Here is a 19,020-nt window from a genome sequence, read left to right as displayed (position 1 = left end):
CAATTAACCAATAATGGCGTAAATGTCTGATTCGCGCATAATCAGGATATCTTTTCCTTCATATGCTAACTCAGTACCGGAGTATTTACCATACAAAACGGTATCACCCACTTTCACTGTAAGAGGCTCATCTTTTTTACCTGGACCAACCGCAACTACTGTTCCGCGTTGTGGCTTTTCTTTTGCAGTATCAGGGATAATGATACCAAATGCAGTTTTTTCTTCGGCTGGGGCTGGTTCTACAAGAACACGGTCAGCCAGAGGTTGTACGTTCACTTGTATTTCTGCTAAAGTTGACATAAATATTAAACGTTTGTTTTTTGATTGTCAGTAATTGTCTTGACTGGTAACCAGTAAGCACAATCTATGCCAGCAGGCCGAGCTCTGACATTTTTTCCGGGCAGTGTGACAAATTTGTACCTAACCTCGCGGCAATATGATTATAATGCTATTCAGTTGTCAGTACATCGAAAAAATTGCTTCGCGTTTTCAAAATGACTAAATTTTATCGGCATCAATTTTAGAACCTTATGACAAATCTGCAAAGAGACTGGCTGACCGAGGGGGTTTTTGATTTTGAATACAAAAAGTACGTATTGATGGCGTATTTGCAGCATATTAATAAAGAGTTTGACCTTCACCGCCTGCATCCGCACCTGCCCGAGCTGCGTGTTCACTTTGATATCTGCAACGATATACGTGCCAGCAAAATGCGGATTAAAACTTCGTTTCCGAAAAACCTGACGGGCATTGACCTCCAAAGCTGGCAGTTGCAGTACGAGGAAACGCACCAGGACGACCCGTATATGGAAGAGCTGAATTACATACTTGACTTTGCAATCCCCAGGTTTGAGAAATCCATCGGTCAGGGTACCGAGCGTTTTTCGGAAGTAGCGGAAAATCTGACGATCTCGCCTGTTGGTATTGTGCCTTTGCGCTTGCAGGAAGGGTACCTGCTATTTTTACATGCTTTCCAGCCTCTGGTGAGTGTATTTCAATATCAGGTTGCTTTGTTTGATGAAATGAAGGAGCGGATACTGAATACCAGGTTTTTGGAAACTCTGCGGATCGGATTAGGTTACACAGTTTCACAGATCAAGGTCGATCTTACCAAAAAGGATAAGTCGCTTCCCAATCCTGCCACCTACATTATTGAATCCAAATACGATTATCCGCTGCACGAAACGCTGCTTCCGGTTGCTAAAAAGCTGGTTTTAAAAGAAATCAATATCGCCTGATCTTAGCTTATACAAACGAAAAGAGGTCACAATATAAATCGTGACCTCTTTTTTGACTAAGTATCTCTTACTTCGTAGTATCCGCAGGGGCAGCTGGTGTAGTTGCTGCCGGAGCCGCTTGCTGACCAGCAGCAGGTGCCGGTGCCGGAGCAATATTGCCGCCAGGTACCACCGCATTTTGTGCTCTGTCTACATTGACACTTTTAATTCCGCCTCCATTGTCGTCGCCGCCTACCATAATATAAGAAGCCAGCGAGATCAGGATAATAGTACTTGCAAGTCCCCAGGTGATTTGCTCCAATAAATCGGTCGTTTTCTTTACACCGAACATTTGTGTAGTGCCAGCACCGGCAAACTCACTTGAAAGTCCGCCGCCTTTTGAGTTTTGAACCAATACTACCAGAATCAATAAAACTGCGACGATCGCCACGAGAATAATCAAACCCAAATACATGCTTTATTTAATTAATGATTGAATGACTGAATGATTGAATTAATGTAGGAGCAAATTGATTGATGATTCTTTCGCTCTTTATTAACTCAACTTGCGTGATATAATTCGCTTAATTTTTTCGCAAAGTAATTCCTTTTTTCCGGTTTTTTCAAGATCAATTTCTGATAGATATCGATTGCTTTCTCGATTTTGCCCTGGCGGACTAAAATTTTTGCAAATGCTTCGGTCTCAATACTTCCTTCCCACGATTCGGCGACCCGCCCGGTCAGATCAACCTCCACCGGATCAAGATTGTTGTCCTGGCGATTGATCCTTGGGTTTTTCTTCATAAAACCCTGAATGATCAGCTGCTGCCGCTTTTGTTCTTCCGATTTCTGGGAAGCGAGTGTGGTAACCTGCTGATCCACGTCGCTGATCAGGATATCTTCGCCGTTTTGCGGCTCGATGGTTTCCGCAACCGGCTCTGTTTCTGCCGTTTCGGCAACAGTTTCAATGCGGTCTGTATTGTTTTCAATCAATTGCTGAAGAGCAATTCTGCTTAGTGCATAAACCGCCGCTCTTGGTCGGGTTTCATCCAGTTTTTCGGATCCTACCGACGCTTTTGCAAGCAGTGAATGCGCGATCTGGAAGTAAGGAAATGTCTTGATCGTAGCTTCAAGTTCGTCAATCAGTTCACTTCCCGTAAGCGCAGGTTGTTTTACAAGCCGGTTGAAGGATTCCTTTTCAATAATTGCCATACCCGGCTATTCAGTTAGATTCAAGCGATGAAATTAAGTAAAATCGGCGGTCAACTACCAGTCAGCAGCCGATTTATTGAAAATCTGCTGCACCAGGTTTTCACGGATTGTAGGTAAAAGACGCGCTTCATTCTGGTTCAGCGTTTGATCCTGAGGGAAATCCGCGTAGTAAGTAAAAGACTGGTCAAAATTCTTGGTTTCATCTTTTGCATTTGTGTAGCGAACCTGTATCGTCACATTCAGCCTGTTAAGTCCGGCCTGGTCATTCGCAGTAGGAGCAGCCGGTAACACATCATAGCCGGTAACTGAACCTTCAAGCACCAGGTCGCCACCGCCCGGCTGACTTGTCAAACTTGTATTGCGTTGAAAATATTCTTTCAGGTCTTCTGTCAAACGTTGCGGCAGATCCGAAGGCCCGCCCGCAGTTCCCATGGTAAAGTTCAGCACGCTGAAAGTCTTGATATCCGGAGAGAGGTTAGTTCCTGTGAAGGAATATACGCCACATCCTGACAGAAAAAACGAGCTGTGCAGCACCAGTAAAATGATCAGAAACTTCTTAAAACGCACGTCACTCAAATAATCAGCCCATTTAGCCACTTTATTCTTCAATATCATACTGCTTGATTTTTCTGTATAACGTCCTTTCGGAAATGCCCAATGCATTCGCAGCATACTTTCGTTTGTTATTATTTTTACGCAAAGCCTTAATGATCATTTCTTTCTCTTTGTCTTCCAATGAAAGCGATTCTTCCTCGGCCGAAACGTGCACCACATCTTCAATTTCACTTCGCTCGTCTGAATATCTGTCCAAATCCACCATTCTCGAAGGCGGGGGCGATAGTAGCCGCGAAGGTTCGATCGTCGGGTTATTCATCGGAGGCTCAGCATTATTGATCGAGCTGAATAGTTCCTGGTGATCTTTCAATATATCTCCGCCGTATTTTTCATTTTCAAGCACATTTCTGACCAGTTTTTTCAATTCGGTCATATCCCGCCGCATATCGAAAAGCACTTTATACAGTAACTCCCTTTCCGAGAATGAGCTCGCAGAATCTTCTCCATTGCGCAATGTGACCAGCGCTTTCCGGCTCGCGGGCTGCACCGGGTTGAGGTAGTGGTTCAAAGTGTCAACACTGATCGGCAACTCCTTATCCGTTTCCAGAATAGTGATCTGCTCGGCGATGTTTTTCAGCTGCCTGATATTTCCGGGAAATGCATATTGAAGCAATACATCCTTCGAATCCCCGTCGAGGCGCACGGGCTTTGTTCTGTATCTTTCAGAAAAATCATTGGTAAACTTCCTGAAAAGCAGCAATATATCTTCTCCACGATCGCGCAGCGGCGGTACGTAAATAGGTACTGTATTTAACCGGTAATATAAATCTTCCCTGAATTTTCCATGGTTTACCGCGTCGAGGAGATTCACATTCGTCGCAGCAACCACACGCACATTCGTTTTCAATACCTTCGAAGAACCCACCCGGATATATTCACCATTTTCTAAAACCCTAAGGAGCCTGGATTGAGTCCCGATCGGCATTTCACCTACTTCATCGAGAAAAATAGTGCCGGAGTTGGTGGTTTCAAAATAGCCTTTTCGTGCATCAAGTGCGCCGGTAAATGCGCCTTTTTCGTGACCGAACAACTCCGAATCGATCGTTCCTTCGGGAATAGCCCCGCAGTTGATCGCGATGAATGGGCCGTGTTTGCGGGAGCTTAGACTATGTATGATTTTTGAAAATGACTCCTTTCCACTTCCGCTTTCGCCGGTGATCAGCACGGTAAGGTCCGTTGCCGCTACCTGCACTGCCACGTTGATCGCGTGGTTGAGGCCGGGGGCAGTTCCGATGATCCCGAAACGGTTCTTTATAGCTTGTATTTCAGTTGAGTTCATTCAAATAGCGATATCCTACCAGCCGCTGCTTTTAGCTGTTTAAGGGTTTAAAAAATAGCCTCAACCTCTGTCAATGCTTTTCCTTTAAGAGTTGCTGCCGTGCATTCCGTGATCAGTACGTTTACGTAATCACCTATTTTATAATGTTCGCGCGGAAAAATGACCCGCTTATTCTGGTCCATTCTTCCTGAAAAATCATTTTCAGAACGTTTCGAAGTCCCCTCAACCAGCACTTTTTGCACGGTACCGATCAATCGTTGATTTCTTTCGAGTGAAATCCTTTGCTGCACTTCAATGATCTCCGCCAGTCTCCGCTGCTTCACATCCGCCGGAATATCATCTGCATATTTCTTCGCAGCCAGTGTACCCGGCCGCTCCGAATAAGAGAACATATAGCCGAAATCGAAGCGCACATATTCCAGCAGCGAGATCGAATCCTGGTGCTCTTCTTCTGTTTCCGAGCAAAAACCGGAGATCAGATCGTGGGAAATACCACAATCCTCGCCGATGATCCGGCGAATGCTATCTATTCTTTCCAGGTACCATTCGCGGTTGTAAGTCCGGTTCATCATTTCCAAAACCCTGCTATTGCCACTCTGCGCAGGCAAATGGATGTAGTTGCAAATGTTGTCGTATTTTTTAATGGTATATAAAACCTCGTCAGTAATATCTTTCGGGTGCGAGGTACTGAACCGCACACGCAGGTCGGGGTCAATCAGCGCGACCATTTCCAGGAGCTGCGCAAAATTTACTTTATTCTCCCATTTGTAGCTATCCACATTCTGTCCCAGCAGGGTCACTTCCCGGTAGCCGCGTTCAAAAAGGTCACGGGATTCTTTTACGATTGAATGCGGGTCGCGGCTGCGTTCCCGGCCGCGGGTAAGCGGTACCACGCAAAAGCTGCACATATTGTCGCAGCCGCGCATGATCGAAACCAGCGCCGTCACGCCATTGGAATTCAGCCTGATCGGAGAAATGTCCGCGTAAGTCTCTTCGCGGGAAAGAAATACATTCACGCCTTTTTGGCCGGTTTCAGCTTCCTGTACCAGTCTGGGCAGATCGCGGTAAGCATCCGGGCCGGTCACGATATCAACCATTTGTTCTTCTTCCAGCAGCTGTGTTTTGAGCCTTTCCGCCATACAGCCCAGGACACCGATCAGCATGCCCGGCTTTTTCAGTTTCAAGAAATTCAAATGCCTCAACCTGTTCCGTACTTTCTGCTCCGCATTATCGCGGATCGCGCAGGTATTCAAAAATATGACATCTGCATTCTGCTCATCGGAAGTAGTCGCGTAGCCTGCATCGCGCATGACGGAGGCCACAATTTCGCTGTCTGAAAAATTCATCTGACAGCCGTAACTTTCTATAAAAAGCCTCTTTTTGCCGATCGCAGGCTCGTTTTCCGAAACACGCACGGTCTCACACGCCTCTTTATCTGCGTCGGTCAATATCTTTAGTGAACTGACAATTTTCTGCTCCATCGGAAGGATTCTTAGGCACTTAAAATTGCTGCGTTAATGCAGCTTTGATCAATTTCGGGTTCATTTTGAATACACCGAAAGAATACAAATATAGGAAGAAATCGAAGAAAAACTGACAAACTGTCATGGAAACGAACCGCTCAAACCAAAATCAGAAAGGGTAACCTACACCCAGATTGATATTTAAGAAATTGGATTGGGATCTGTCGAATAGCCTTTTAAATTGGAGTTCGTCCAGCACAAACTTCTGTACAGCAGGATCGTAGACTTTGACACCAAAGTCAAATCGCAGAATGAAAAAGGAGAGATCATACCTGATGCCAAATCCGGTACCTACTGCAATTTGACGCACGAAACTTGTAGTCGGGGATCTCTGGGACACGTCCGAGGTACTGCTTAAATTCCACACATTCCCGGCATCCAGGAAAAGTGCATAGTTGAGATCGCCGAAGAAATTAGCAAGGTATCCGCGCCATTCTAAATTACCTTCGAGCAGGAATTCACCGGGCGATTCAATCGTAAGATTGTTGAAAGTTTTCCGGGGAGGCGAAGAGCCCGGACCCAGCCTGCGTGGTAGCCAGGCGCGTAAACTGTTTGAGCCGCCTGCAAAAAAGTATTTTTCATAAGGCGGCACTTTTGTGTCTCCGTAGCTGTAAATCATCCCGCTATTGACCCTTGCAACAAATGCTGACTTCTTCCCAACAGGCCAATAGCGGCGGTAATCTGCATTCCAGCGCAGGTATTTATAAAATTGCAAGTCTTTAAAAACACTGTTAATCAGCTCTTGCTGCCTTGGCAGTATATTCAGCGAGGTCCCTCCCGATTCCAATGCAACCCTGAAATAGCTGGCCTTTTTCTGCGGACCGATCAGTGCATTTGTGTTGTATACAAAATTGACGTTAATGTCAGATACGAACGATTTGTTGAAGCTGTTTCCCAAGTTATTACCCAGCGAATCGGACAAAAATTTGAGCAGATCTTGAAAATCCGGGCGGATATTTTGTGTGTTCAAAATATTAAGATCAACAAGGGAAACATTGAATAGCGTTTTACTCGTAGGTTGCCAGGAATAGGTCATCGCCATTTTCAGATTGGTCCGAGTATATTCCGGCCGGTTGACATAATTGTAACCCACCCCGACTTGCGTCCGCGGATTATATTTAGCTGTGCGGCGCTGTAAAAAATTGCCAGGAGTGAGCAGCCTGGGGAATATCAAAGAGGTATTCAAACCAATTTCTTCACTCCGATAAATATCCTGATCTCCTAAAAAGCCGGGTACCAGCTCAATACCTCCGCGGAGGTTGGCTTCAAAGTTTTCGAGTCCGTTGAACACATTCCGGATCTTGTAAGACAAACTTGCAAACGGTCCAGGGGCGCCTTGCAGCTGTATTACATTCAATCCGACATCCGTGGAGATCTGGTATTTTTCAAGCGGGATCACTTTGAAATAACTATTGATACCCGCCCCGGAAGAATCGAGTGTATAACTGTAATTCACAAAGTCAAACTGGTCGGTTAGGGATAGTTGCTGCTGGGTTCCGCGCTCTTTATCCTGACTGTAATAATCTCCTGGCCTGACCTGGATCTTGCTATCAAGGATTTTTCTTGAGAACTTTTTATCCACAAAAGAATACCGGATACCATTAAAAGTGCTGGTATCTCGTGCAAAAAGTGAATCAGGAATGCCCACAGGCGGCAATACTTCAAATTGAACCGAATTGATCTTGTACCGCACACCCTTGTTGTCTTTGACGGGCATTTCAACATTTACATTGACATCAACTGACTTGAAGCTGCTGTCTGTCAATGCATTGGTAATCGTATCGTTGACCAGATACGAGACATTTTGCCTCGAAAACCCCATGTAACCCTGGTTCCGGAGCAAGGTTTCGATCCGGATACGCTCTTCCTCAAACGCGTCTCCATCATACCTTTTCTTTCCGATCAATGTGGCGGTTTTCGAATTTGCAGTAATAATACTATCGGCGAAGTAGTTTTTTACCTGGTAGTATACGTCACGGATAATGGTCGGCTTATTTTCCGTGACGAGATAATTAACCCGGATCCGGTTGAAAATGGTATCCGGTTTGAAACCGACTTTTGCCTCAAAAAATCCATTGTTATACAGGTACCGCTGCATCTTTTCTGCATTTTGAACCACTTCGTCCAGCTGATAATAAACAGGCATTTCGCCCAGAACCCGCATCCAGAAGTTGCCTTGTGTGGCTCTTACCTGCGCTTTTTCGAGTTTTTTGGCATAGCGGCGCTGAATTTTGCCCAGCTTTTTGGGGTCGTTTTCGTGGATACGGGATTCTTTCTGATAATTTTGCGTCACCTCGATCACCTTGCGCTGCCTTTCTTCGCGGTTATAGAAAATCTCGCCGAAGCGGTAGAGGCCGACGTAAGGAAAAACAGGGAGCCCGAGTAATCTCCGGTTTGGTTTTTGAGGAATCAACCCGTCCAGTTCCGCATCGTTCACAATGCGGTTGCCTTTGATGGAAGAAGTACCCAGGTAATAATCTTTGTTTGGGGAGGACTTAGGTGCGCAGGACAACAATCCTGTGAAAACAAGGAAAATGAGCAAGCTGTATGTAACCCTACAATTGATATTCAATGCTTTCAAAAAATCGTATTAAGTATATAAACTCGCTTAAAGTAAAGAAATACAGGCAGTTGAGTCAAGCTTTTATCGTCGAGGGCGCCAAAAGTGTTTTAGAGCTGCTGGATTCTGACTATGAAATTGAGTTTGTATTGGCGACACAGGAATTTCAGCAAAAATACTCAACTATTTTATCCCGCAATAGCGCCGAAGCAGAAACGGTAACTGCACAGGAACTGGAAGGATTGGGTTCATTTCAAACCAACGATTCTTGTCTGGCAGTTGCTAGAACGAAGGAAAACGAATTTTTGTCTTACCAGGAACCTGAATTTGTATTGGTTCTGGACGATATCCGCGACCCTGGAAACCTCGGTACGATCGTCAGGGTGGCAGATTGGTACGGCATTCAAAAGATCGTTTGTTCAGAAGATACCACCGATTTCTACAACCCCAAAGTAATCGCCGCGAGCAAAGGTTCATTTACCCGCGTCCAGCATTTTTACACCGACCTCACCACTTACCTTGCCGATCAGGCTGCCGGGAAATCTGTGGCAGGCGCTTTTTTAGGCGGAGAGTCACTTTACGAATTCCAGTTTCCTGCAACCGGCGGTTTTATAATTATGGGAAATGAATCGAATGGAATCAGCCCGGAAGTTGAGAAATTTGTTACCGCCAAAATCACAATTCCAAGAATAGGAGAGGCCGAATCGCTGAATGCCGGCATTGCTACTGCTATTATTCTGGATAATATGTCCCGTCAGATTTCGGGTAAATAAAGGTCTCTATTCGTGGGCTGCGCGGTGCGATAATTCTTCCGCATATTCTTTGCCTAGATAATTATCAATAAGATAATGAGCAATGTACAATACTGGTGTCAGTAATATTGCGACTGCCGCTTTGTATAAATAATTGATAGAACCCACCGAAAATACCTGCTTCAAGTCCCAGTTGCCGAACACATAAAAAGCAATTGTGATCACGATAAAGCTGTCGACCAGCTGCGAAAACATCGTCGAGCCTGTTGCCCTGAGCCAGATGAAACGGTTACCCGTTTTCCTGCGCAGCCAGCTGAAAACAAATACATCCAATAGCTGCCCAAGTAAAAATGCGGTGATCGAGCCGATCATAATCCCGAGCCCCTGATTGAAAATTTTGGCAAATGCGTCATTGATATTGAACACATTACCCAAAGAATCGGTATTGTTCAGATCCAGCCAGAATTGTGCCGGTGGAAGCTTGGTAGCGGCGAATATGGTGATGAAAGTGTAAACGATCAGCGCGGCTGTAAGGTAGGATATTCTTTTGACCCCTTTTTTGCCGAAATACTCATTGATAATATCCGAAGTGATAAATACGACCGGCCAGTTTACAACGCCTGCGGTCATATTGAAATCCAGCCGCTGACCGCCTATGAGCAGATTCGCTGGCGGAATTCCCAACAATCCTTCTACCGAAAAGATTTTGCCGCCGGTTATTTCTGCGATCAATGCGTTGGTCAGGAATATGCCGCAAAGCACGAGAAACAGTTTCTGCTTTTTCGCTTCCTGAATCGTAGAGTCCTGCATAGCCGCTAAACGATCATATCTTCTACGGTGCGCGTCGACAATACCCGTCGGTTTTCAAGGAAGAATTCCAGCTTATCTGCCGCCTGGTTCAGCTCGTCGACAGTTGGCAGAAAAACGATGCGGAAATGATCGTCTGAAATGTAGTTGAACCCGGTCCCGGCCACTACCAATACTTTCTGGTCGCTCAGCAGGTCGTAAACGAACTTCTCATCGTTTTTAAGACCGAATTTTTTCAGATCAATTTTTGGAAAAACATACAGCGAACCTTTCGGTTTCACGCAGGAAATACCTGGAATGGAAACGAGCCGGTCGTAGATCAGATTCATTTGCTTGTACAAACGCCCGGTAGGAGCAACCAGCTCTTTGACACTCTGATAACCCCCTAATGCAGTTTGGATCGCATATTGTGTGGGTACATTGGCACAAAGCCGCATGCTGGCCAGCAACAGCAAACCTTCTGAATAAGATTTTGCTTTGTGTTTCGCGCCGCTCAGAATCATCCAGCCGCCACGAAAACCAGCCGAGCGGTAGTTTTTGGAAAGCCCGCCGTAGCTTACGCACAAAGTGTCGGTCACGAGTGAGCCCATTGGGTAATGTACGGCCCCATCGTAAAGTATCTTATCATAAATCTCGTCAGAGAATATGATAAGACCGTGCTCCTCGGCGATTTTGGCAATGCGTATCAATACGTCTTTTTCGTATACCGCGCCGGTAGGGTTATTTGGGTTTATTAAAACAATTCCTTTGGTACGGGAAGTGATTTTCTTTTCAAGATCGTCCAGATCCGGATTCCAGTCAGCGGCTTCGTCGCACACATAGTGCACGGGAGTACCGCCGCTCAAAGCGATTGACGCGGTCCAGAGCGGGTAATCTGGCGAAGGGACAAGGATTTCGTCTCCCGGATTGAGCAGCGCCTGCATTGAAAGCAGGATCAGCTCACTTACGCCGTTTCCAATGAAGATATCATTGATCTCCACATCCTGAATACCGATCGTTTGTGTGTAATGCATCACCGCTTTTCTCGCGGCAAAAAGTCCTCTCGAGTCCGAATAACCCTGCGCATTGCGCATATTCATGATGATATCGTGTACGATCTCGTCGGGTGAATCGAAACCAAAAGGCGCGGGGTTGCCGATATTCAGATTATGTATTTTATAACCCTGACTTTCAAGCTCCAGCGCTTTTTGGTAAGTAGCGCCACGAATTTCATATTTAAGATTGTTGAGGCGCTGGCTTTTGAGGAATTCCATTACTTTATTGTTCGGTCGGTTTTTTCAAAGTTAAGCAAATATGTCAAACAGACGATCCTGAGCGGGATTTGCCTATCGGTTTCTAAGGCTGTCGATAATCACTGACATCAATAGAAATCCCGTCACTCCATAGAAGACCGGACTGATTTCCCAATTCTGGATCCGAAACAAGACCAGCACAGCAATCAGTCCCACAAGTAAGATCATTGACAAAATCCGAAAGACCGTAAGATACGTTTTCATAGTTTATACGATTGATTGAAAGGTAGATAAGAGAATAGGAGCTGTAATATAATAAAAGCCGACCAATTGGCCGGCTTTTAAAAATTACTTGAGGAAGTTAAAATTATCTTGGCGCTTTAAACGTCCATGTATCTACCCAGCTGGCGCGAATGTGAGGCGGAGCAGCTACCGTGCTAGGCTGGATCATCCGATAACTGATTTCTATTTTTTTAGCAGCCGCATCGTATACGTTTTTGCCCGTAGGATCAAGCTGACCTGACCTCGTATTCCCGGCAGGTTGTCCATAGTAATTAGAAACACTTACTATTTTATCAGTCGCAGGATCAAACTTCACAACCGGCGCGAAAGAACCATATCCGCTCACGCCTGTTCCAGTCCAAAACGGGATGAATGGAGAACCCCAGTAGATGTAATCCACTACAACACACTCAGTAGCAGAAATAGTCTCCAAAGTATATTCAAGCGCATCTCCATGCTCCGACATACTGATAAATGCAGGATTGGTATAGTCTACCATTTTGCTAGTGACAGTGTAAACTCCGTCATACTTGTTCTTAGCATTTACACTCAAAAGAATGGTCCCAAAATTACCGCTAACTACGCCGGAAGACACAGACTGAATTTGAATCGGCAGCACGTAGCTCTTTTCGAAATCAAATTTGTTGGGCATCACTTTCAATGTCACAGTAGCTGTGCGCTGGCCTTTCGGGATCACAACAGAGGTCGGCATTGTATAAACGGCTGGCTCAATTAGATCATACTCGGTGTGCTGCTCCTCGTTATATTGACTAAGTGCTGATGTATCTATTCCAAGGTTTACGGTTATATCATTAGGCGCAACATCTGCACCCGAATAACTAACAGTGATCGGATACTCACTTTCGTCGGCGAGATCAAATGCCCTGGTATACAGAGAATATGTACTTCCGCTGGGGGACACAAAACTCGACGGATTTTTGAATTCCACCACATTGGTCGATTTGTCCGGATCCAATGTAATATCATCCTTCAAGCAGGAGGAAAACGCCGCCGCTATCAGGACCAGACTGGCTATTTTTATTGAAAATTTCATATTGCTAATTAATTAGGATCCCAGAAAATAAGGTCAGTGAATTGATTGATCGTTCTGTAATTGCCAGCGTTATACGATTGCTCCGAAGATGGATACAAAATCCTTGAAGGAAGCTTGTCAGCGCGCGTTGAGGTAGACAGCAGAGAAGCGATGTTCTGAAATCCGTTACCGGTTGGCGAAGTTGCCGGGTAGCCGGTTCTCCTGAATTCGTTGTAGCCCTCTTCCGAGTTGATCATATTGACTGCAATCCACTTTTGCGTAATGATCGCTTCCAGCCGTTGTGCAGGTGTAGTAGCCAGCTTGATGTTGACAAGATAGCTTTCCGGGTTATCTGCTTTGTAGGCAGCCACGTCAGCAGCAACATCCTTCGTCGATGATACAAGGTTAGTCACATCTTTATACAAGTAACGATATGAAGCTGTGATACCCGCATCAAAGTTTGCAGTGTAGTCTCCCGGGATGAACGCTTTCAACTTAGCCTCTGCCTGAAGAAATTCAGATTCTGCAAGTAGCATGATCACCTGGCCCTGGCTAGGCCCTTTCAAAACACCCAATGCATTGCTGATGCTGGTCGCGCTGCTATATGTTCCCGTATACCAGGTAGAATAATTGGTGACGATCGTTGGTGCATCTACTTCGTCGCCAAGTTGATTGACAGGAGTACCTGTTGCAAAGTTCTTATAGATTACGGAACCTCTGCCGTTGTCAGTGAGTTTCTGGCCTTTATAAAAACCATAAGCAAATTCGGTAGGAATACGTGAGGTGTTCGAAAGCTCACCGGTAGTAAAATAACCCCATGAATTCCATCTTGGATTCGGTCTGTCTTTTACGTAACCAGGGTTTACAATCGCGTCGTCAGTAAGAAATCCCAGCTCTTTGTCCAGTGCCGCGAAGTTCGTAGTAACGAAGGAAGACAGTGCAGCAACACCTGAAACGCGGATTAGCATTTTCAGTTTTAAAGTATTTGCAAGCTTCTTCCAGTTGTTCATATCGCCGCCAAACATTGGGTCAGACGAGGAGTTCAGCGATTTTGGAAATTCAGCACCGTCAATAATCGTAATAGCAGAATCCAGTTTCACTACCAGGTCCTGGTAGATTGTAGCTGCGTCGTCGTACTTGGGTGTCAGGTTTGCATTGTTTTTCAATGCTTCTGTGTATGGTACGTCACCGAATGCGTCAACCAGCTTCTGATAGTTCAATGCAGTCATAATTCTCGCTGCCGCATTTGCATAAGCCAGTTCATCTTGGCCCTGGGTCTGGTCGAGTACATATTTATAATCGTTCAAATTGTCGTAAGTATTTACCCAAAGCCCATTGTAATCTCCCGGCACCAACTGATAGTTAAACAGGTTACCAAAACCTGAAAAGCCGCCGGCGTTGGCCATATAGCCTCCAAAATGCAGGCCGTAGTTATTAAACTGGTTGCTCACCGCAGCAGATGCTACGATCGCCTGTGGCAGTACTAGCAATGCATCCGCCTCTGTTGCACTGTTAGGGTTTGTATTGATATCGAGATAATCACTACAAGATGACAGGGCCGTAATAAGCAGCGCCAGCATCCAACTGATGTTATATCTTTTCATTATTAGTTTGAATTAGAATGTTAATGATAATGTGCCTCCGAAATACCGTGCAGGAGGAGTTTGTCCAAGTGTTGTAAATCCTACCGCATTGCTATCAGCACCATTCGCGCTATACTCAGGGTCAGTGTAAAGGTTTGACTTAGGAACCCAGATGAACAGGTTTCTTCCCTGAACACTGATGTTTGCTCCTTTGATAACTTTCGTTGCAGACAGGATAGATGAAGGAATTTCATAGCTCACCGATGCTTCGCGCAACTTCCAGAAACCTGCTGAGTTGGCGTAGTTTTCGCCGATGTTGGTATTTCTCGTTCCATCAGTCCAGAAATCAGCACCGCCGCTTCTCACTGCAATGTTGGTATTTGCTACATAATCTCCTTCTGCATTCATGTATGAAGAATTTGGAATAACAAAGCGATCTCTGTTGAACCAGGCTGTACGGATACCGGCCCCGGAGAAATCATAGCCTGTTGAGATCGCGTTGTAGATATAATGTCCATTGCGGTACTCAAACAATATATTGAATCTCAAACTTTTTTTGAATTCAATAGATCCATTCAAACCCAGGATATGCGGCGGGTTGGTAATGCCTACATCATGGAACGAACCATTTGTCGAGGGATACCCTGTTTTAGGATCAACGACGATTCTGCCCTCAGGATCACGGTTGTATTTGGTGACCTGAAGCAGAGGAAAAGGAGAGCCTACTTTTGCGAGTACACGTGCAGCAGTTCCGGAAGTTGACAAGCTCAGTTCGTTCGATTGATCTGACAGTGAAATCACCTTGTTGCTGTTATAAGTGTAGTTGGCACCAAGTGAAACTTCAAGTCCGTTATCAGCTTTGATCGGAGTGATGCGCAGGGTAGCTTCAATCCCTTTGTTTTCCACCTCACCAATGTTTGTTCTCAATGAGTTGTAACCCGTAGAGTTCGGGATCAAAACCGTGATAGTCTGATCAACTGTATTGGTTTTATAATAGGTTACACCACCACCAATATCCCAGGGGCGGAACTCAAAATCAATTCCTGCTTCAACACCTGTTGTAATCTCTGGTTTCAAATTAGCCGAAACAAGGGTGTTGTCCAATGTAAAACCGGCACCGCTTGAATAAGGGTAATTGCTGCCTTGCGAGAAGGTGCTGCTCAATGCATAGGCGCCCAGATTACTCAATGGAATGGGGCCAAATGCGCCTGTGTTTGCAAGGTTAACCTGTCCGACCTGCGAATAGCCTCCCCGGATTTTCAAACTTTCAAGAAAGTCCGAGTTTTTCAGGGCAGGTATAGCATCGCTGGCAATGAAGGAAATGTCAGCAGACGGATAGAAGAACGATCTGTTTTCTTTTGCAAGAATCGAACGCCAGTCATTCCTTGCTGTTACGTGCAGGTAAAGGAATTCCTTGAACCCAAGCCGGGCTTCTCCGTAAACACCAATCTGACGCGCTTTGTAACTTCCTTCGTTTGCACCGGGGTTGTTAAGGCTGTTTCCAACATTGTAAAGCCCGTCGATTACAAGTCCGTTTGCATTAATACCAATTGCTTTCGTTGCGTTTTCACGAACAGTGGTTCCAACCGCCACATTCAGGTTGAAAGAAGGAGTAAGGTTGGTTTTGAATTCAGCAAGAAAGTCGTTGACAAGCTGGGTTGTATAACCCGCGTAATCTACAACTGAACCTGGAATGTCCGTTTTAGAACTTCCCGAAATGCCTTTGGTGTAATCTGAATAAGTGAATTTACCTGTATACACCTTTCCAGAAAGGTTGCGGCCGCTCATCCCGACACGGTATGTGAAGGTCAAAGGTTGAATCGGATTCCACTTCAACTCCATATTTCCCTGCAAATAATCATTACGTGCGTCCCAACGGTTGTTCGATAATGTGAAATATGGATTCTGGAAATATTCGTTGAAATACCCGTTCGGGTTGGCGAAGGGATTATTCTGCCAGTCTTCATACTTCGTTACGTCCACGTGCGATGGTGACATCAGCAGGTTTTGGTAAGCTCCGCCTGTCGCGCTGCTTTGATTGGTACGGTTGGCAATGAAGTTCGTGTTGAACGAAGCTGTCAGGTTTTTATAGATGTGACGAACAATGTTCGCCCTCACGCTGTACCTTTTGTAAGCATCGTAAGGTACAGTAGATTTTTGATCAAAATACTGTGCTGAAAGGTAGAATGTACCTTTTTCGTCTCCGGAAGTAACACTAAGGTCCGTCTGGTTTGCTACGCCCGTATTCCAGAAATCCTCGCGGAAATTTTGTGCAGAGTAGGGGACAGTCTGAATAGATCCATCCTGCAAAGGTTTACCAATCTCAACCATTGATCCGTCAAACGCCGGGCCATATTGCTGGTTTTCGTAAGGCGTGTAGCTTGGTACATCGTCCGGCGTAGTTCCTGAACCAAAACCTCTCTGAAGCTGAGGGAGAAAACTTACTTTCTCAATTGTTGTTGTGTTTGAAACACGGAACTGCGTCACACCCGACTTACCTTTCTTAGTAGTAACAATAAGTGCACCGTTGGAAGCGTCAGAACCGTATAATGCGGCTGCACCTGCACCATTCAAAACCTGGATATCTTCAATGTCTTCCGGATTCAAGTTTCCAAGAATGTCATTGGTTGAGATAATGTTGTCGATTACAACCAGCGCCTGGTTGTTACCAGTTAGCGAGCGGTTACCGCGAAGTACCAAACGGTAATTCGGATTGACGCCGGAGCTTACACCCATTACAAGTAAACCAGGTACTCGGCCCGCCAAGCTGGCTGCGACACTGATCGGCTTGCCCTGTACAATGTCCTGCGCTTTTACCGTAGTTGACTGGTTTCCCAGCTCGCGTCGCTGGGCGGTAAGACCACCCGCTGTGATCACGACTTCATTCAATGCAAGTTCGTCCAATGTCAACACAACATCGAGATTACCGGAAGCCGGAGCTTTCAACTCCTGATTCAGAAAACCGACGAACGAGAAAATAAGGGATTGACCCGGGCGCGCATTAATGCTGTATTCGCCTTTGTCATTGGTAAGCGTTCCGGTGTTGGTACCGGCGACCCTGATAGAAACTCCGGGTAAAAATGACCCGTCGTCTTTGGAAGTAACCGTCCCGGTCACCTCTCTGCTCTGAGCGTACACCTGACTGCAAAGCAGTAGCAAGCCTCCCAGGAAGGGCAGTAGAAATTTTTTCATTAAGTTAGGTTTGTTATAGAATAATAAGACTGTAAAAATAATGTTTGTCCTGACAATTACAACAGCATATTCACTTATTTCGAAATAATCTTTAGACGGAAGGGATCATATACTGTTAAATAGCACGTAAAAAGGGTTTTTGTCAAAATTATCTGTGAAATAGATTTGTCAATTTACGGTTACTCCTAATGTTGGATAAATTGTATTTTACTGATAATACAAAAAGGCGGACCGAAGCCCGCCTTTTGCATTATACTATAAGATGTGATCAGAACTTATCCCACCACAATTTGGTAGTTACCACGTCGCCTCCGATTGCACTTGCGGCAGCTTCGCGGTTTGTGCCGTTCAGCGTTTGCTCGTTAATCGGGTAGATCATCCGAACAGGAATAGCAAGTCCTGCAGGAGCATTACCACCAGTTGGCGGAAGCAATTTCGGGAAGTCTAATCTTCTCCATTCAACCCAGGCTTCCCATCCTCTGTTGTAAAGTGCAAGCCACTTCTGGAAACCGATTTTCTCTTTCCAGTTAGTCGACGCGGTTGCGTAAGCTACTTTCGGCTGTGCGAGGTATGCATTGGTTGCAGCTGTGATCGCGGCAGCAGGCTGGCCGATATTGCCGAGCCAGTATTCGATCGAAGCGCCAACGCCTTTGTTGTAATGCTCAGCAGCTGAACCGGCGATAAAACCTCTTTCAACAGCTTCTGCACGCAGGAACTCAACTTCTGAATAATCCAGCAACAAACCTTCCAGGTCCGGCTCGATGACGTTATCACCTACGTGAGAGAATGCAGAATATGTATTTGAAAATCCGTAAGCACCACCTACAAATTCACCTGCTTCGTTCGGAGTGAAGAATGCGGGAAGTCTTGGGTCTTTCAGCTCTTTCAATGGATTAACAATCGTTGCAGAAGCTACAAAATCCTGGCGGCTGGAATACAGCGGATTTAGGTTTTGCGCGATCACATTGTAGTTCGGAGGAGTTCCGATATATGGGAAAGCTGCATTGTCATTGTTCGAAGTAAATGCTTTCGGTGCGGCTTCTGCTACCAGCTGTTTCGCTTTTGCAGGGTCACTGTCAGCAATGACCATCGCCATTTTCAGTTTAAGTGAATTTGCAAATTTAGCCCACTGAGTCAGGTCACCTTCATAAAGCAGGTCGCCGTTCTGAAAAGGTACGCCATTTGTGCTAAACTTAGGAATAACCGCATCCAAACGAACAAGTAGTGCGTCGTAAACTGTTTTCGCGTCGTCATACTTTGGCAAAACGTTGTCGGGATTCAATGCTTCCGAGTAAGGAATATTTCCGAATGTATTCACCAATGCAGCCCAGGCCATTACTTCCACCACTTCGATCTGCGCCAATTGCACGTCTCTGTTAGCAGGAACAATGAATTCATCTTCGTTCAGCAATCTGCGGGCTTCATTCAAATCAGAAATAACACCTTTGTAAAGTCCCTGCCAAAAAGCCTGAGGAACTGTACGTGCAGTTACATTGTAACGGGGCTCATCCAGATAAGTGGTTGTTGCCCACTGTTGTACGTACAAACGGTAGTTGTTAACGTTTACGTTAGGGCTGGTCAATGTATCAGCAAGCCCTTTCAAAGCATTTGAGAACAAAGTCACCGGGGGCACTGCCGACGGACGCTTCGCATCCACATTGTAATCGTCCAGGCTGTCGACGCAGGCCGTCATCAGCAGTATCGGAAGAAAGAAAATGATTAATCTTTTCATA

The 19,020-nt window shown here is 45.5% G+C and carries 16 protein-coding genes; 2 read left to right on the top strand and 14 right to left on the bottom strand.

Going from position 1 to position 19,020, the window contains the following annotated elements; genetic code table 11:
- Positions 1-3: 3 nt before the first annotated feature.
- Positions 4-300 carry a co-chaperone GroES gene (gene groES, locus LZG94_RS13765; protein ID WP_031526862.1) on the bottom strand — a complete coding sequence of 99 codons (297 nt, stop codon included), beginning with the start codon at positions 298-300 and terminating at the stop codon, positions 4-6.
- A 230-nt stretch (positions 301-530) separates the two neighbouring features.
- Between groES and LZG94_RS13760 the strand changes: the two genes are divergently transcribed.
- A complete protein-coding gene (locus tag LZG94_RS13760; RefSeq protein ID WP_233792451.1) occupies positions 531-1,238 on the top strand; it encodes a hypothetical protein in 708 nt (235 codons plus the stop codon).
- A 67-nt stretch (positions 1,239-1,305) separates the two neighbouring features.
- Here LZG94_RS13760 and secG read toward each other — a convergent pair whose 3' ends face one another.
- From secG to LZG94_RS13730, 6 genes are all read right to left on the bottom strand, one after another.
- Positions 1,306-1,692, bottom strand: a complete 387-nt coding sequence (gene secG, locus LZG94_RS13755) for a preprotein translocase subunit SecG (RefSeq protein WP_215232533.1) — start codon at positions 1,690-1,692, stop codon at positions 1,306-1,308.
- Positions 1,693-1,778: 86 nt separating this feature from the next.
- A complete protein-coding gene (locus tag LZG94_RS13750; RefSeq protein WP_233792450.1) occupies positions 1,779-2,429 on the bottom strand; it encodes a hypothetical protein in 651 nt (216 codons plus the stop codon).
- 54 nt (positions 2,430-2,483) lie between these two features.
- Positions 2,484-3,044, bottom strand: coding sequence for an LptE family protein (lptE, locus tag LZG94_RS13745; RefSeq protein WP_233792449.1), 561 nt, complete (start codon positions 3,042-3,044; stop codon positions 2,484-2,486).
- Positions 3,028-4,323, bottom strand: a complete 1,296-nt coding sequence (locus tag LZG94_RS13740) for a sigma-54-dependent Fis family transcriptional regulator (protein ID WP_215232531.1) — start codon at positions 4,321-4,323, stop codon at positions 3,028-3,030. The genes lptE and LZG94_RS13740 overlap by 17 nt, the downstream gene beginning before the upstream one ends.
- Positions 4,324-4,370: 47 nt before the next feature.
- Entirely contained in the window at positions 4,371-5,804 is a 1,434-nt protein-coding gene (gene miaB / locus LZG94_RS13735) for a tRNA (N6-isopentenyl adenosine(37)-C2)-methylthiotransferase MiaB (RefSeq protein ID WP_233792448.1), read from the bottom strand.
- Between the two features lie 151 nt (positions 5,805-5,955).
- Positions 5,956-8,427 (bottom strand): BamA/TamA family outer membrane protein, encoded by a 2,472-nt coding sequence (locus LZG94_RS13730; protein WP_233792447.1) that lies wholly within the window; start codon positions 8,425-8,427, stop codon positions 5,956-5,958.
- Between LZG94_RS13730 and LZG94_RS13725 the strand changes: the two genes are divergently transcribed.
- Entirely contained in the window at positions 8,418-9,179 is a 762-nt protein-coding gene (locus LZG94_RS13725) for an RNA methyltransferase (protein WP_233792446.1), read from the top strand. The genes LZG94_RS13730 and LZG94_RS13725 overlap by 10 nt on opposite strands.
- Before the next feature lie 6 nt (positions 9,180-9,185).
- Here LZG94_RS13725 and LZG94_RS13720 read toward each other — a convergent pair whose 3' ends face one another.
- The 7 genes from LZG94_RS13720 to LZG94_RS13690 all read right to left on the bottom strand — a co-directional run bounded on the left by LZG94_RS13720 (position 9,186) and on the right by LZG94_RS13690 (position 19,019).
- Positions 9,186-9,968, bottom strand: coding sequence for a queuosine precursor transporter (locus LZG94_RS13720; RefSeq protein WP_233792445.1), 783 nt, complete (start codon positions 9,966-9,968; stop codon positions 9,186-9,188).
- 5 nt (positions 9,969-9,973) lie between these two features.
- A complete protein-coding gene (locus LZG94_RS13715) occupies positions 9,974-11,218 on the bottom strand; it encodes a pyridoxal phosphate-dependent aminotransferase (RefSeq protein ID WP_233792444.1) in 1,245 nt (414 codons plus the stop codon).
- Positions 11,219-11,290: 72 nt separating this feature from the next.
- On the bottom strand, positions 11,291-11,461 hold the full coding sequence (locus LZG94_RS13710; protein ID WP_233792443.1) for a hypothetical protein: 171 nt from the start codon (positions 11,459-11,461) through the stop codon (positions 11,291-11,293).
- 103 nt (positions 11,462-11,564) lie between these two features.
- Positions 11,565-12,533, bottom strand: a complete 969-nt coding sequence (locus LZG94_RS13705; protein WP_233792442.1) for a DUF1735 domain-containing protein — start codon at positions 12,531-12,533, stop codon at positions 11,565-11,567.
- Between the two features lie 8 nt (positions 12,534-12,541).
- Positions 12,542-14,116 carry a SusD/RagB family nutrient-binding outer membrane lipoprotein gene (locus tag LZG94_RS13700; RefSeq protein ID WP_233792441.1) on the bottom strand — a complete coding sequence of 525 codons (1,575 nt, stop codon included), beginning with the start codon at positions 14,114-14,116 and terminating at the stop codon, positions 12,542-12,544.
- Positions 14,117-14,128: 12 nt separating this feature from the next.
- Positions 14,129-17,287 carry a SusC/RagA family TonB-linked outer membrane protein gene (locus LZG94_RS13695; RefSeq protein WP_233792440.1) on the bottom strand — a complete coding sequence of 1,053 codons (3,159 nt, stop codon included), beginning with the start codon at positions 17,285-17,287 and terminating at the stop codon, positions 14,129-14,131.
- A gap of 268 nt (positions 17,288-17,555) precedes the next feature.
- A complete protein-coding gene (locus LZG94_RS13690) occupies positions 17,556-19,019 on the bottom strand; it encodes a SusD/RagB family nutrient-binding outer membrane lipoprotein (RefSeq protein WP_233792439.1) in 1,464 nt (487 codons plus the stop codon).
- Position 19,020: the final 1 nt, after the last annotated feature.

Origin of the sequence: Dyadobacter sp. CY343 (assembly GCF_021390335.1) — a bacterium.
Lineage (GTDB): Bacteria > Bacteroidota > Bacteroidia > Cytophagales > Spirosomataceae > Dyadobacter.
The sequence above is the reverse complement of the archived record's forward strand: the minus strand, read 5'-3'. Positions and strand labels throughout refer to the sequence as shown.

Excerpts from the sequence above, each read along its gene's own strand:
- groES (WP_031526862.1), bottom strand. The coding sequence starts at position 300 with ATGTCAACTTTAGCAGAAATACAAGTGAACGTACAACCTCTGGCTGAC.
- LZG94_RS13760 (WP_233792451.1), top strand. The coding sequence starts at position 531 with ATGACAAATCTGCAAAGAGACTGGCTGACCGAGGGGGTTTTTGATTTT.
- secG (WP_215232533.1), bottom strand. The coding sequence starts at position 1,692 with ATGTATTTGGGTTTGATTATTCTCGTGGCGATCGTCGCAGTTTTATTG.
- LZG94_RS13750 (WP_233792450.1), bottom strand. The coding sequence starts at position 2,429 with ATGGCAATTATTGAAAAGGAATCCTTCAACCGGCTTGTAAAACAACCT.
- lptE (WP_233792449.1), bottom strand. The coding sequence starts at position 3,044 with ATGATATTGAAGAATAAAGTGGCTAAATGGGCTGATTATTTGAGTGAC.
- LZG94_RS13740 (WP_215232531.1), bottom strand. The coding sequence starts at position 4,323 with ATGAACTCAACTGAAATACAAGCTATAAAGAACCGTTTCGGGATCATC.
- miaB (WP_233792448.1), bottom strand. The coding sequence starts at position 5,804 with ATGGAGCAGAAAATTGTCAGTTCACTAAAGATATTGACCGACGCAGAT.
- LZG94_RS13725 (WP_233792446.1), top strand. The coding sequence starts at position 8,418 with ATGCTTTCAAAAAATCGTATTAAGTATATAAACTCGCTTAAAGTAAAG.
- LZG94_RS13720 (WP_233792445.1), bottom strand. The coding sequence starts at position 9,968 with ATGCAGGACTCTACGATTCAGGAAGCGAAAAAGCAGAAACTGTTTCTC.
- LZG94_RS13715 (WP_233792444.1), bottom strand. The coding sequence starts at position 11,218 with ATGGAATTCCTCAAAAGCCAGCGCCTCAACAATCTTAAATATGAAATT.
- LZG94_RS13710 (WP_233792443.1), bottom strand. The coding sequence starts at position 11,461 with ATGAAAACGTATCTTACGGTCTTTCGGATTTTGTCAATGATCTTACTT.
- LZG94_RS13705 (WP_233792442.1), bottom strand. The coding sequence starts at position 12,533 with ATGAAATTTTCAATAAAAATAGCCAGTCTGGTCCTGATAGCGGCGGCG.
- LZG94_RS13700 (WP_233792441.1), bottom strand. The coding sequence starts at position 14,116 with ATGAAAAGATATAACATCAGTTGGATGCTGGCGCTGCTTATTACGGCC.
- LZG94_RS13695 (WP_233792440.1), bottom strand. The coding sequence starts at position 17,287 with ATGAAAAAATTTCTACTGCCCTTCCTGGGAGGCTTGCTACTGCTTTGC.
- LZG94_RS13690 (WP_233792439.1), bottom strand. The coding sequence starts at position 19,019 with ATGAAAAGATTAATCATTTTCTTTCTTCCGATACTGCTGATGACGGCC.